At 67.6% G+C, this 13,798-nt stretch carries 10 protein-coding genes; 3 read left to right on the top strand and 7 right to left on the bottom strand.

From position 1 onward, the window contains the following. Nucleotides 1-36 precede the first annotated feature (36 nt). Complete coding sequence (locus tag LCC91_RS05695; protein ID WP_224441041.1) at nucleotides 37-2,457, top strand: GspE/PulE family protein; 2,421 nt, start codon at nucleotides 37-39, stop codon at nucleotides 2,455-2,457. Between the two features lie 67 nt (nucleotides 2,458-2,524). On the opposite strand, the gene LCC91_RS05690 is transcribed toward LCC91_RS05695, so the two are convergent. The 5 genes from LCC91_RS05690 to LCC91_RS05670 are packed head-to-tail and all read right to left on the bottom strand — an operon-like array spanning nucleotide 2,525 to nucleotide 8,040. Continuing rightward, a complete protein-coding gene (locus LCC91_RS05690) occupies nucleotides 2,525-3,784 on the bottom strand; it encodes an acyl-CoA dehydrogenase family protein (RefSeq protein WP_043703508.1) in 1,260 nt (419 codons plus the stop codon). A gap of 29 nt (nucleotides 3,785-3,813) precedes the next feature. Next, complete coding sequence (locus LCC91_RS05685; protein WP_043703506.1) at nucleotides 3,814-4,893, bottom strand: phosphotransferase; 1,080 nt, start codon at nucleotides 4,891-4,893, stop codon at nucleotides 3,814-3,816. 51 nt (nucleotides 4,894-4,944) lie between these two features. Next, nucleotides 4,945-5,664 (bottom strand): Crp/Fnr family transcriptional regulator, encoded by a 720-nt coding sequence (locus LCC91_RS05680; RefSeq protein ID WP_043703608.1) that lies wholly within the window; start codon nucleotides 5,662-5,664, stop codon nucleotides 4,945-4,947. A gap of 56 nt (nucleotides 5,665-5,720) precedes the next feature. After that, nucleotides 5,721-6,500, bottom strand: a complete 780-nt coding sequence (locus LCC91_RS05675; RefSeq protein ID WP_043703504.1) for an oxepin-CoA hydrolase, alternative type — start codon at nucleotides 6,498-6,500, stop codon at nucleotides 5,721-5,723. Nucleotides 6,501-6,504: 4 nt separating this feature from the next. Next, complete coding sequence (locus LCC91_RS05670) at nucleotides 6,505-8,040, bottom strand: 3-hydroxyacyl-CoA dehydrogenase (RefSeq protein WP_043703502.1); 1,536 nt, start codon at nucleotides 8,038-8,040, stop codon at nucleotides 6,505-6,507. A gap of 1,128 nt (nucleotides 8,041-9,168) precedes the next feature. Here LCC91_RS05670 and LCC91_RS05665 point away from each other — a divergent pair. Next, on the top strand, nucleotides 9,169-10,437 hold the full coding sequence (locus LCC91_RS05665; RefSeq protein ID WP_153004511.1) for a hypothetical protein: 1,269 nt from the start codon (nucleotides 9,169-9,171) through the stop codon (nucleotides 10,435-10,437). A gap of 58 nt (nucleotides 10,438-10,495) precedes the next feature. Here LCC91_RS05665 and LCC91_RS05660 read toward each other — a convergent pair whose 3' ends face one another. Next, nucleotides 10,496-11,503: a D-2-hydroxyacid dehydrogenase family protein gene (locus LCC91_RS05660; protein WP_043703496.1), complete on the bottom strand. Its 1,008-nt coding sequence runs from the start codon at nucleotides 11,501-11,503 to the stop codon at nucleotides 10,496-10,498. A 70-nt stretch (nucleotides 11,504-11,573) separates the two neighbouring features. On the opposite strand from LCC91_RS05660, the gene LCC91_RS05655 reads away from it, so the two are divergent. Next, the gene (locus LCC91_RS05655) at nucleotides 11,574-12,797 is read left to right on the top strand and encodes an MFS transporter (RefSeq protein WP_043703494.1); all 1,224 of its coding nucleotides are present in this window, start codon (nucleotides 11,574-11,576) and stop codon (nucleotides 12,795-12,797) included. Nucleotides 12,798-12,804: 7 nt separating this feature from the next. Here the strand turns inward: LCC91_RS05655 and LCC91_RS05650 are convergent, their stop codons facing one another. Continuing rightward, the gene (locus tag LCC91_RS05650; protein ID WP_052231787.1) at nucleotides 12,805-13,794 is read right to left on the bottom strand and encodes an RsmB/NOP family class I SAM-dependent RNA methyltransferase; all 990 of its coding nucleotides are present in this window, start codon (nucleotides 13,792-13,794) and stop codon (nucleotides 12,805-12,807) included. Nucleotides 13,795-13,798: the final 4 nt, after the last annotated feature.

Below are 13,798 nucleotides of genomic sequence, written 5' to 3'. Positions count from 1 at the left end.
TCATAACGCTATGCAGAGTTGACGCCACAGAAGAATATGCAAGAGACCAATAGCCCTCAATTCACGCTGCCCAATCGCACGACCGACGACACCTATCCCGTGGGAGCCAGCGGTGTCATGGCCGCCATCGAGGGGTGGAACGCCCGCTCTCTGAGCGGAGAGTTGGTGGATTTTCGTCCAGAGTCGGGCAACCTCAAATTATTGGTGGCGGGACAGCCCCGCGCCATCTCGTTGCGCTTCAACCAGATCAAGCGGCTGCGGGTTTTTCCGACGGAGTCCACGCGGGAATCTCCCTCTGGGTTCCCCGATGCGTCAGCCACGGGGGCGTTTGCGGTGCAGTTGCGCGATGGCTCCGCCTATGCCGGCCTGTGTCACGCCTACCGGCGCACTGACAAGGGGTTGTGGATATTTCCCAAGCGGACATCGGAGGACGATCCTGAGCGGGTTTTCATTCCCAAAAGTGGGATCGTTTCGTACCAGATGCGCACCGGGGGCGGCGACACGATCGAAGAGGGGGAGTTTGGCGATAGCCTGCTCAATCCTGAGCGCGACGCTGCCGCCTCGGTCGTCGGCGTCGAGTCCGCAGTGGTCGAGAACCTCGAGCAGCTCAAGGCCGCCCTGCAGCGGCAGGCGACACTGCAGCCTGTGCCGATTGGTGAAGCGTTGTTGGGGTTGGGCAAGATCACTCCCGCGCAGCTCGATGAGGCACTTGCTCGGCAAAAAACGCAACCCAAAAAGCCACTCGGACAGACCCTCGTGGAGATGGGGCTGGTTCAGCCGGCGGATCTGCAAGTGGCGCTGGCGCGCAAGATGGGATACCCCTTTGTCGACGTGCAACGCTACCCGATCGACGCGGATGCGCTGCGCTTGGTGCCCTCGGCTCTCGCGCTGCGCTTGCGGGTACTGCCCATCGCCTTGCTGGGGGGGGGGGCGATCGTGGTGGCGATGGCCGATCCGCTGCAGTTCAAGGTCATCGATGAATTGGAGTTTACGGCGCAGCGCAAGGTGGTGCCCGTGGTAGGCCTTGCGCAGGATTTGCAGCGGCGCATTTTGGAGGCGTACCGCACTTTCGGGCTGCTTGATGAGGCCGCGGCTGCCGGTATCCCGGGGGCGGACGCAGGGGCAGGACAGCCTGCCGAGGCGTGGCAACTCGCGGCGGAGCTGTCGGACGATGGGGAGGCGGACGTCGCCGACGAGCAGTTGCTGGAACAGTCGGACAACACGCTGGTCAGGCTCGTGAATTCGATAATCGTGGAGGCATTTCACCAGCGTGCATCCGACATTCACATCGAACCGTACCCCGGAAAGGAAAAGGTGGTCGTCCGTTTTCGGGTCGACGGGGAGCTGCGCCCCTACCTTGAATTGCCAGCCGTTTATCGCAATTCCTTGGTTGCGCGCATCAAGGTGATGTGCAATCTCGACATTTCGGAGCGCCGCAAGCCGCAGGACGGCAAAATCAATTTCCGCCGCTTCGGTGGTTTGCCCATCGAGTTGCGCGTGGCCACTATCCCCACGGTGGAGGGGTTGGAGGATGTGGTGATGCGCATTCTCAATTCGTCGGAGCCACTGCCGCTCGGGGCGTTGCAGCTGAGTACACGCAACTTGGCAGATATCGAGCGTATCATCGAGCGTCCGTACGGGTTATTCTTGTGTGTCGGGCCGACGGGATCGGGTAAAACCACGACGCTGCACGCGGCGCTGCAACGCCTCAACACACCCAACCGCAAGGTGTGGACGGCGGAAGACCCCGTGGAAATCACGCAGCGTGGGCTGCGGCAAATCCAGGTCAACCCCAAGATCGGCTGGACGTTTGCGCAGGCGTTGCGGGCACTGCTGCGGGCGGACCCGGATGTGATCATGGTGGGCGAGATCCGTGACGCAGAAACCGCCGAGATGGCCATCGAGGCGTCGCTCACGGGTCACTTCGTCATGTCCACGCTGCACACCAACACGGCCGCTGAGACCATTGTGCGCTTGCGGGACTTGGGGGTCGACCCCTTTTCGTTTGCCGACTCACTGCAAGGCATTTTGGCGCAGCGGCTGGCACGCCGGCTCTGCCATGCATGCGTGCGGTTCGAGCCCGTTGATGCCCAGCGGTTGCAGGAGCTCATCCAGGACTACCAAGCGCCGCTGCCCGACGATCACCCCTTGCGGGACGCCGCGGTGCTCGAGCGGGAGTGGCGTCAGCGCTTCAGTCGCGATGGCCAGTTGATGATCGGGCATGCGCCGGGATGTGCGGAGTGCGCCCAGACCGGTTTTCGCGGACGCATCGCGATGCACGAGTTGTTGGTGGGCAGCGATGCGGTCCGGTATTTGGTGCAGACGCGCGCGCGTCCCGCCGAGATACAAGCCCAAGCCCTGCGCGAGGGAATGCGAACCTTACGCCAGGATGGCATCGAAAAGGTCCTGATGGGATTGACCACGCTGGCCGAGGTTCGTGCGGCCAGCAACCTGTAGGGCAGCGGCGAGGGCGAGCCGGCGTGATCCCGGCACGCCACCCCGTGAGCCCTGCCCCTGTAGGCTCTTAGCATCCACGTGTTACCGGCAGCTGCACTTCCTCGTGCGTTGCCATGTGTTTGGCCAGCTCCAATTTCGCGATCGCATTGCGGTGTACCTCGTCCGGGCCGTCGGCCAGGCGCAGCGTGCGTTGATGGGCGTAACTGCGCGCCAGCGGCGTGACCTGCGAGACGCCGGCGCCGCCGTAGGCCTGGATGGCCCAGTCGATGACGCGGCAGGCGACGTTGGGGGCGACGACCTTGATCATCGCGATCTCGGCTTTGGCTGCCTTGTTGCCGACGGTGTCCATCATATAAGCGGCCTTGAGGACCAGCAGCCGCGCCTGCTCGATCAGGCAGCGCGCCTCCGCGATGCGCTCGTGCCAGATGGTTTGCGTGGCGATGGGTTTGCCGAAGGCCACACGGCTGTTCAGGCGCTGGCACATCAGCTCCAGCGCCCGCTCGGCCGCGCCGATGGAGCGCATGCAGTGGTGGATCCGCCCGGGCCCGAGGCGCCCCTGGGCGATCTCGAAGCCGCGCCCCTCGCCGAGCAGGATGTTCTCGGCCGGTACGCGCACGTTGTGGAGCTCGACCTCCATGTGCCCGTGCGGCGCATCGTCGTAGCCAAACACAGACAGCGCGCGCACGACGCGGATGCCCGGCGTGTCGGCGGGCACGACGATCATCGACTGCTGCTGGTGTTTGGGCGCGTCCGGGTTGGTCTTGCCCATCACGATGTAGACCGCGCAGCGCGGGTCACCCGCGCCGGAGGACCACCACTTGCGGCCGTTGATCACGTAGTGGTCGCCGTCGCGCTCGATGCGACACTGGATGTTGGTGGCGTCCGACGAGGCCACGTCCGGCTCGGTCATCAGGAAGGCGGAGCGGATTTCGCCGCGCAGCAGCGGCTCCAGCCAGCGGTCCTTGATCGCTTCACTGGCGTAGCGCTCCAGCGTTTCCATGTTGCCGGTGTCCGGGGCGGAGCAGTTGAACACCTCGGCCGCCCACGGGACACGCCCCATGATCTCGCACAGCGGCGCGTACTCCAGGTTGCTCAAACCCTCCGGGGCGCGCGGGGAATTCGGCAGGAACAGGTTCCACAAACCGGCGGCGCGGGCCTTGGGCTTGAGCTCCTCGATGAGCTGGTTCGGCAGCCACGCGTTGCCCGCGGCGCGGTTGGCCTCCACCTCGGCCTCGAAGCGTTCCTCGTTGGGGTAGATGTGTTCGTCCATGAAGGCCATCAGGCGTTCGCGCAGGGCCTGGACGCGGGGGCTGTAGGCAAAGTCCATCGGGGGGGCTCCTGGAAGGGTCGGGGAAATCAGTGGGCCTGTTGCGCGAAGCGCCACGCCAGCTGCGCCAGCGGCCGGGCACCGGCGGCGCTTTGGCGTGCCTGGGCGCTGGAGGCGATGCCCAGCTCCACGCGTTTGGCGATCCCCTGCAGGATCGCCGCCAGCCGGAACGCGTTGTACGCGAGGTAGAAGGGCCAGTCGCGCCGCAGCGCCTGCGGCGTGGCAAAGCCGGTCTGCGCGCAGTAGCGCTCGATGTACTCGTCCTCGGACGGGATGCCGAGCGCCGACAGATCGAGCCCGGCGATGCCACGAAACGCGCCGGGCGCGATGTGCCACGACATGCAGTGGTAACTGAAGTCGGCCAGCGGGTGGCCCAGCGTCGAGAGTTCCCAGTCCAGCACCGCGACGATGCGCGGCTCGCTCGGGTGGAACATCAGGTTGTCGAGCCGGTAGTCGCCGTGCACGATGCTCACCAACCGCTCGTCCCGCGCCGAGTCCGGCAGGTGCTGCGGCAGCCAGTCCATCAGCGCGTCCATCTCCGGGATCGGGTCGGTGATGGAAGCGACGTACTGCTTGCTCCAGCGGGCGATCTGGCGCTCGAAATAGTTGCCGGGCTTGCCGTAGTCCGCGAGGCCCACGGTCTGCACGTCCACCCGGTGCAGCGCGGCGAGCACCCGGTTCATTTCCAGGTAGTGGGCGCGCCGCTCGGTGGGCGTCATCCCCGGCATCGACTGGTCCCACAGCACGCGCCCCTCGACGTGCTCCATCACGTAGAACGCGCGGCCGATGACGGACTCGTCCTCGCACAGCACGAACATGCGCGGCACCGGCACGGCAGTGCCCGCGAGCGCCTGCATGACGCGAAACTCGCGCTCGATCGCGTGGGCCGAGGGCAGGAGCTTGGCCACCGGCCCCGGCTTGGTGCGCATCACGTAGCGCCGGGTCGGCGTCTGCAGGCGGTACGTCGGGTTGGACTGGCCGCCCGGAAACTTCTCCACCGTCAGCGGCCCGCGAAAGCCGTCGAGGTGGGCTTCGAGCCAGCGCGCCAGTGCCGCGGTGTCGAGCGCGTGCGGACTGGCCGGGGTGTCAGCGGTCGGGGTGTCAGACATGGCGGATCGTGGACTTCGTGGGTGCGCGATCCGCCCGGGTGGCGGAGGCGCTCAGGGTTCGGATTCGACGATGCGCATCAGCATCGAGCGGTCGCGCACGACCAGGCCACCCGGCTCGATGCGGATGGCCCCTTCGCGCTCCATGGTTTTGAGCTCCTGGTTGACGCGCTGGCGAGAGGCGCCCAGCAGCTGGGCCAATTCCTCCTGCGCCAGTTGCAGCCCGATGCGAATTTCGTTGCCGTTCGCCAGGCACGGTACACCATACGAGCGGCACAGGTGCAGCAGCTGCTTGGCCAGCCGCGCGCGCAGCGGCAGGGTGTTGAGGTCTTCCACCAAACCGAACAGCGTGCGGATGCGCCGCGCCTGCAGGCGTAGCAGCGCCTCGTACAGCTCCACGTGCTGGTCCAGGATCTTGCGGAAGTCGCTGCGCGCCACGCACAGCAGCGTCGTCGGGCCGTGGGCGTAGGCGTCGTGGGTGCGCGCGTCCCCATCGAACATCGCGACGTCGCCGAACCACACCCCTGGCTCCACGTAGGTCAACGTGATCTGCTTGCCGGTGATGGAGGTGGAACTCACGCGCACCGCGCCTTTGGCCACCGCGCTCCACACGGTGGGCGGGTCGCCCCGCGCGGCGATGAGATCGCCGTCCTGATACCGTTTGACGAAAGCGCATCGCAGGATGTCGTGCCGCAGCGACGGAGAAAGACTGGAAAACCAGCGACCGTGGTTGATCGCCTCGCGTTCTTCCATTGTCAGCATCGGCTCATCCAGCGGCTGTCTTGTGAGCGACTGGGACATCATCGGCTTGTCTCCTCGGTGACCTCGGGTCAGCGGTAGCGGGCGGGGCGTTTGTCCAGGAAGGCCCGGATGCCCTCGCCGGCGTTCGGGTGGTGCAGGTTGCGCACGAAATGGTCGCGCTCATCGCGCAGCTGGGCCGGCAGGGACTGCGTCAGCGCCTCGTTGGCGAGCGCCTTGATGCTGGCCAGCGCATTGGGCGCCTTGCCGCCCAGGCGCTCGGCCAGGCGCAGCGCCTCCGCCAGCGCCTCGCCCGGTGGGGTGACGGCCGTGACGAGACCGAGCTGGTGCAGCCGTTCGGCCCCCGTGCGTTCGCCCAGCATCAGCAGCTGCATCGCGGTCGCGCGCGGCAGCTGGCGCATCAGGCTCCAGGTGGCACCGCCGTCCGGCGACAGCGCGACGTTGACGTAGGCCATCACGAACACCGCGTCGCGCGCGGCGATGAGCAGGTCACACGCCAGTGCGAGCGAAAAGCCCGCCCCGGCGCACGCGCCTTCGACCGCGGCGATCACGGGTTTCGGAAAGCTGCGCACCGCCTCGATCCAGCTGTGCAGCGCCTCGATGCTGTCGGCCTGGACCGCGGGTGGCTGTTCGCGGTTGGCCAGCAGCCGCTGCAGGTTGCCGCCGGCGCAGAAGGTGCCACTCGACCCGGTGATGACCACGCAGCGCACGTCGGCGTTGCGTTCGGCCGCGATCAGCGCTTCGATACCGGCGACGTAGATTTCGGGCCCGAGTGCGTTGCGGTGCTCGGGGTTGTGGATCGTCAGCACCAGCGTGCTGCCGTGGCTGTGGGGTTGGAGGGTGCCGGTCATCGCGTCAGTCCTCGGTGTGCAGCAGGCTCAGGCCCAGGGCCCCACGGCGGCGCAGCCACGGCGAGGGACGATAGCGCATGTCGCCATAGACGGTCTGCAGGTTGAACAGGATTTCCAGGACGCTCGCCGCACCGACGCGGTCGCCCATCGCGAGCGGGCCGGCGGGGTAGCCCAAGCCGAGCGTGACGGCCGTCTCCAGGTCCGCCGGCGTGCAGATGCCCTGCTGGCAGATGTCAGAGGCGATGTTGACGATGGTGGCCACCACACGCTGGGTGACGAAGCCCCCGCTGTCGCGGATGACGCTGACGGCCTTGCCATCGCGCGCAAACAGCGCGTGGGCCGCTGCCCGCATGTCGCTGCGGGTCGCGGGGTTGGTGGCGAGCACGCGGCGCTTCACCGCGGCATCCGGCAGCAGCATGTCGATGCCGACCGTGCGTCCGGGGTCCAGCCGCTCGACCGCGGCCACGGTCGTGACGTCGTGGCCCAGCGGGGCCGTGACGATCAGCGCCTGGGCCGACGGCTGCGCCGCGGTTTCGACGCTGGCGCCCAGATCTTTCAGCAGTTGCAGCAGGTCCGCGCGGCGCGCGGCCCGACCCGGCACCCACACCGGCGGCAGCGTGTCGAGCACGGGCGCGGGGGCCTCCGGCGGCACCTGCGCCTGCCCGTCGACGTAGCGGTAGAAGCCCTCGCCAACCTTGCGACCGACGACGCCGCCGGCGAGCCGCTGCGCGGCGATCACGCTGGGGCGAAAGCGCGGCTCCTCGTAGTACTGGTGGTAGATCGACTCCATCACCGGTTGCGAGACGTCCAGCGCCGTCAGGTCCAGCAGCTCGAAGGGGCCGAGGCGAAAGCCCATCTGGTCCTTGAGGATGCGGTCGATCGTGGCGAAGTCGGCCACGCACTCGCCCGCGATGCGCAGCGCCTCGGTGATGTAGCCACGTCCGGCGTGGTTGACGATGAAGCCCGGCGTGTCCTGCGCCTGCACGGGCGTGTGGCCCATCTCGCGCGCGAAGGCCGCCAGCCGCTCGGTGACGGCGGCATCGGTCTTGAGGCCGCGCACGACCTCCACGACCTTCATCAGCGGCACGGGGTTGAAGAAATGAAAACCCGCAAGGCGCTGCGGCCGCTGCAGCCGGCTGCCGATGGCCGTGACCGACAGCGACGAGGTGTTGGTGGCCAGCACGGCATCCGGGCCGACGATGCCCTCGAGTTGGGCAAAGAGCGACTGCTTGGCGTCCAGGCGCTCGACGATGGCTTCGATCACCAGTTCACAGCCCGCCAGCGCCTCGACCCCGCTGGCGGGCACGAGGCGCTCGCTGCACGCGGTGGCCGCTTCGGCGGTCATGCGCCCCTTGGCCACCAGCTTGTCCCACGTCTCGCGCAGCGCGGTCCGCGCCGCTTCGACGGCCGCGGGCTGGGCGTCCACCAGGTGGACGGTACAGCCGGCCTGGGCCGCGATCTGCGCGATACCGCGCCCCATGGCGCCGGTGCCGACGAGGCCGATGTTGCGGAACGTGGGTTCGGCGTGTGCGTGAAGCATATAAAGCCTTACGAAGTTTCAAATAAATGTGCCACAATGTTCAGGCTTGGATCGCCCCTGTTCCAAAAATAGGTTACCACGTACCGTTTTGGGCTTTGTGTCATTTCCTGTGAAGGGGGATAGACTCCGCGGATGGAGACGGAACGTCTGCAATCAGGGGCCTTGCAGCCTGAGTGAGATGCCGCCAATGAGCCTGTCTATAGAAAGCCTGTTCACCAAAGTCGTGGACCTGCAATCGCCGGGGAGGGTCCAGCAAGTCGGTCTCAACGCTGCCCAGTGGCGCATCGACTTCGACGTGGAATTGGCGTTCAACAAGCACTCATGGTCGGCCCCTGGTGTTGAGGAACAGGGTATTCATGGCCGGGTACGGCGGCAGTGGCGGCGAGGGACTTTCGCACCGTGGAGAGCTTTACCGCCCGCGCCCACTGGCGCAAGTCCACGCGCAAACACCTGCCTGATAACCCCCTCGTCGTGGCCGCGCCGCTGTTCCTCGGCGGCAACCGTAGCCGCTTTTGAGCGCAAGTTCCGTTGAAAACGGCATAGAGCCATGTTTCTTCGCTATGTACTGCCCGTCTTGCTGTTGTCGCCGATCGTCGACGCTCGTGGCGAGCTGTTGGGTGACGCCAGTGGTCGGGTGCTCTTGGGGCGGCCCCTCGATATTGTGGTGCAAAGCAGCAGCTCTTCGCTGTTGGGCGGTCGACAGGGGTGTGTCCAGGCCAAGGTGCGTTATGGGGACGTTCCCGTGCCCGATGCGGACGTTCAGGTTTCGATTGAAACGCCCAGTGAGCGGGGCGCGGGGCAGGGCAGGATACGTGTTCGGGTCAAGCGCCCGCTCGATGAGCCTTTCGTCTCGCTGACTGTCGCGGTCGGCTGCGGCGGTCAAGAGGGGGTGTTTCGCCGGGAGTGGGTGCTGTTGGCCGATTGGCCTGCCTCGGTGGGGGGGGCTCGGCGGAGACGCAACGAGACGGCGGTGCGATGCTGCATGGGGTTGTCGTTGCGCCGAGTACCGGCTTGTTGGCCCGCTCTCTCTCGGTGGCGAAACCAACGGGTTCGGACGGTGGCGGCTCTCGTCAGACCCCAGTCGTTCGTCGCGACACCACACGCAAAGCCGCGGCGGTGGTTCGCGCAATGCCGCCGTTGGAGCGGCGCTTCAGCTGGAATATTGATCCAGCGCACCTCGCGGTTGCAAACGCTGAGGGTGTAGCGAGCCAAGACCGTTTGCGCCTCGATGTGCGGGACATCTCTGAGTTCGATATCTTTATCGCGCGCAGAATCGCCGAGGAGTGGGGGGTGGCGTTGCCCGCCGCGCAGGATGCGGCCTCATCCGTCGGGGCGGATCAGACCGAGCCGGTTCGGCAAGAGTTGCAGCAGGTGCGCGCGCAGCGCGACGCCCTAGAGAAGCAAGTGCGGCTGCTCGAGCAACAGCTGGCCGACAGCCGCTCATCCGCGTGGGTGTGGCCGGTGTCGGCGGCGGCACTGGGGTTGTTGCTCGGTGGAGGCGTGTTGTGGGGCGCGATGCGTTGGCGTGCACGGCAGTCGGCCAGCAGCCCGTGGTGGCGGTTACCTGCGGTTTCGATCGATACGGGACCGGCGTCCGCGTCGGGGCCTGGGGCGACCGAGCCGCCTGAAGTTTCCGGCTCATTTTCCGCTGCGGTCACGACGGCACAAGAGGCTGCCGACCGATCCCGCAAAGTCGACGCCGGTCATGCCGAGCCAGCGGAGGCCGTCGCCGACGCGCTGCTGGCGCTATGGCAGACGGTGGATTTTTTATTGTCGATGTGGCATTCGCGTGAGGCGGTGGCGTCGTTGCAGGCTTTCGTCGAGGAACATCCCGGTGCGAGTCGTGCCCCATACTTGTACTGGTACTCGTTGGCCCGGCTGAACGACTGGGCCGATGATGCGCATCGGGCGCGGAACGCGCACCGGCGCGACTTTGGGTTCGATGTGTCCGATGCCGACGTGGCCCCGGATGCGGCGGGGCTGGATGCCGATGTCGAGTTGATGCAGCGTATCGCGCGCCGCTGGCCCCATGCATCGGCGCGCGAGACGCTGTTGGCTGCGATCGTGGATGGACGGGTGACCAAGCGGAACGAAGTTCCGCGGCGCAGCCTACATGCGTATGATGATCTGCTGTTGTTGTGGGGGATATTCAATGCATTGCCGCCGGCGCAGGATGAGAAGGCCGACAGCCACGCGGCCGTGCTGAACGCGGCAGAAGAGTCGGTGTCGACGGGGCCATCGGCGACACTGCGTACACACGACGAGTCGCCCGTGAGAGAGGTTCTGACCGCACCCGATGACATGCCCAAAACCACGACATCGGAGTCCCCGGCAACGGACGAGGTCTCCGCGCTCGAGTGGGAGGAGGTATGGACATCGCCATCCAGGAAGAACTGATCCTCATTGACGGATCGCATCCGACGCGGACTGTGACGGTTGTTCACCACGTCGCTTGCTAGCGCCGCACACTCAGCGCCCCCGGGTTGACGATGTTGGTCGGCGTCCCCTTGATGTAGTTGACGACGTTGTCGAACGCGGCGGAGAAGTATTTCTCGTAGTTGTCGAGTTCGACGAAGCCGATGTGGGGCGTGCAGACACAGTTCTCCAGCCGCAGCAGCGCGTGCCCCTGCAGGATCGGCTCGGACTCGAAGACGTCCACCGCCGCCATGCCCGGGCGGCCGCGGTTCAAGGCGGCGACCAGCGCGTCGGGTTCGATCAGTTCGGCCCGCGCGGTGTTGACGAGCAGCGCGGTCGGTTTCATCTGTGAGAGGTCCTCCAGCGTCACGCAACCGGTCGTCGTGTCGCTCAGGCGCAGGTGCAGGCTCAGCACATCGCTGTCGGCGAACAGGGCGGCCTTGCTGGCCGCGGTTTCGTAGCCGTCGGCCGCGGCGCGCGCGCGGCTGGCCTCGCTTCCCCAGACGATGACGCGCATCCCGAAGGCGCGTCCGTACCCCGCGACGAGCTGGCCGATGCGGCCGTAACCCCAGATGCCCAGCGTGCGGCCGCGCAACACCATGCCCAGCCCGAAGTTGGGCGGCATCGCGGCTGACTTCAGCCCCGACTGCTGCCAGGCGCCGTGTTTCAGGTGGCTCACATACTGCGGGATACGGCGCATCGCGGCCATGATCAGCGCCCACGTCAGCTCCGCCGGGGCGACGGGGTCGCCCACGCCTTCGGCCACCGCGACGCCGCGCTCGGTGCAGGCCTGCACGTCGATGTGCCGGCCGACCGCACCGGTCTGCGCGATGAGCTTGAGGCGAGGGAGCTTTTCGAGCAACTGGCGCGTGATCTGGGTCCGCTCGCGGATCAGCACGACGATATCGGCGTCACGCAGCCGCACCGACAGCTGCCCCACGCCCTTGACATTGTTCGTGTAGACCTTGGCGGGGTAGGGGGCGAGCTTGTGCGCGCAGGCGAGCTTGCGCACGGCGTCCTGATAGTCGTCGAGGATTACGATATTCATGGCTGGCTATTGTGCCGCTCCTGTCACGCCGGCGGCTGACGCGGGCGCGCGCTCCGCATATCATGTTCCGATGGCTATCTCATCCCCCGACGCGACGGGTGCGCCGCCGTCCGTTGCCTGGCAGCGGGACGCGACCGTGATCGCGTTGGTCGGGCTGGCCCACGCGACGTCACACTTTTCGCATCTGTTGCTCGCACCCCTGTTTCCGCTGTTCATGCGCGAGTTCGGCCTGAGCTATTCGCAGGTCGGCGCACTCACGAGCCTGTTTTTCGTCATCTCGGGCGTCGGACAGGCGTTGTCGGGGTTCCTGGTCGACCGGGTCGGGGCGCGGCCGGTGCTGTTTGCGTCGATCGGGCTGTTCATGGGGTCGGCGCTGGCCGCGGCGCTGGCCGATGGGTACGGCGGCCTGCTGCTCGCGGCGGTGCTCGCGGGTCTGGGCAACGCGCCCTTCCACCCGGTCGATTTTTCGATTTTGAACCAGCGCGTGTCGGCCCCGCGCCTGGGGCACGCGTTCAGCGTCCACGGCCTGACCGGCAACCTGGGCTGGGCGCTGGCACCGGTGTTTCTGGTCGGCATCACGACGATGACCCACTGGCGCTGGGCCTACTGGGCGGCGATCGGGGTGTACGCGGCCGTGCTGGCGGTGCTGTGGTGGCAGCGCGAGCACCTGCACACGACGGTCGTGCCGCGCCGCCACGGCAGCGCGCGCACCGATGACCTGGCGTTCCTGCGCCTGCCGGTCGTGTGGTGGTGTTTCGGCTTTTTCCTGTTGTCGACGATGACGCTCGCCGTGGTGCAGACGTACGCGACGTCCATCCTGCAGGCGGTGCACGCGGTGCCGCTGGAGACGGCAACGCTGACGGTGACGGCGTACATGCTCGCCGGCGCGGTGGGGATGTTCGTCGGTGGGTTCGTCGCCGCGCGCTGGCGCGCGGTCGACCGCGTGGTGGCGTGGGCGATGGCGGCGGGGGCCGCGCTGATGGTGCTGGCGGCGACCGGCTGGCTTGGGGGCATCGGGTCGATGGCGCTGCTGGCCGTCACCGGCTTTGCGATCGGGATCGGCGGGCCGAGCCGCGACCTGCTGATCCGGCGCGCCACGCCCCAGGGGGCGACCGGCCGGGTGTACGGCACCGTCTATTCGGGGCTGGACACCGGCTTTGCGATCGCGCCGCTGGTGTTTGGCGTGTTGATGGACCACGGCTGGTATGCGGCGACGCTCGCCGGTGCGGCGGTGACGCTGCTGCTGGCGGTGGCGGCGGCGCTCGCCGTCGGCGGGCGCACGCGCCCGGCCTGAACGCGGCTCACCCCGAGTGCCGCCTGCGCAGCCGGCACAGAAAAAACGCGTCCGTCCATTCGGTGGGCAGCATGCGCCGGGCGAGCGCCAGGCCCGGGTGCAGCGGTTGCCCGTTCCAAACGGTCAGGCCGGGCAATGCCGGCAGTTCCACCGGCCACGGCAGCGGCTCCGGCACGAGATCGTGGCGCTCGCGCAAGAGCGCGTCCAGCACGACCTCGTCTTCCTCGGGCGAGAGCGAGCAGGTGCTGTAGACCAACACCCCACCTGGCTTGAGCGCGTCGGCGGCGGAGCGCACGAGTCGCGCCTGCAGCGCGGCGCTCGCGCGCACTTTTTTCGGGCTCCAGTGCGCCCACGACGCCGGGTCGAGCCGGGTGAACTGCGCCTCGGATGAGCAGGGCGCATCGAGCAGCACGCGGTCGAACCGCCCGGGTACGAGCCGCCCGACCTGCGCGCCGTCCTTCAGGTAGAGCTGTGCGTTGCGCACGCCCAGCCGCTGCAGATTGGCCTTGAGCCGGAAGAAGCGCGCGCGCACCGGATCCACCGCGGCGATGCGGCCGCTGTTGCCCATCTGCGCGGCGATCAGCGCGGTTTTGCCGCCGGGCGCGGCGGCGAGGTCGAGCACTTCCTCACCCGGTTGCGGATCGAGCGCCCACACCGCCGCCATGCTCGCCACGCCTTGGATGTAGAGGCTGCCGTCGGCGGCCAGCGGGTGGTGGGTGAGGGCGTCCCGGCCCGATGCCGGCAACCGGTACACGCCGGGAACCCCCGGGATCGGGGTGGGGGTCAGTGGCGCGAGCGCCGCGAGCACCGTGTCCGCATCCGGTGCGCGCAGCGGATTGACGCGAAACACCACGTCCTTCGGGGCCGTGTAGCTGGCATCCACGCGCGCTCGCGAGTCCGGGGGGATCAGCGCGTCGAGCAGCGCAGTGAACGCCGCGGGCAGCGGGGGCAGGTCGGCGGGGATAGCCGTGGGGCCGGGGGCAGGCGTGGCGGGCATCACG

Origin of the sequence: Tepidimonas taiwanensis (assembly GCF_020162115.1) — a bacterium.
GTDB lineage: Bacteria > Pseudomonadota > Gammaproteobacteria > Burkholderiales > Burkholderiaceae_C > Tepidimonas > Tepidimonas taiwanensis.
The sequence above is the reverse complement of the archived record's forward strand: the minus strand, read 5'-3'. Positions and strand labels throughout refer to the sequence as shown.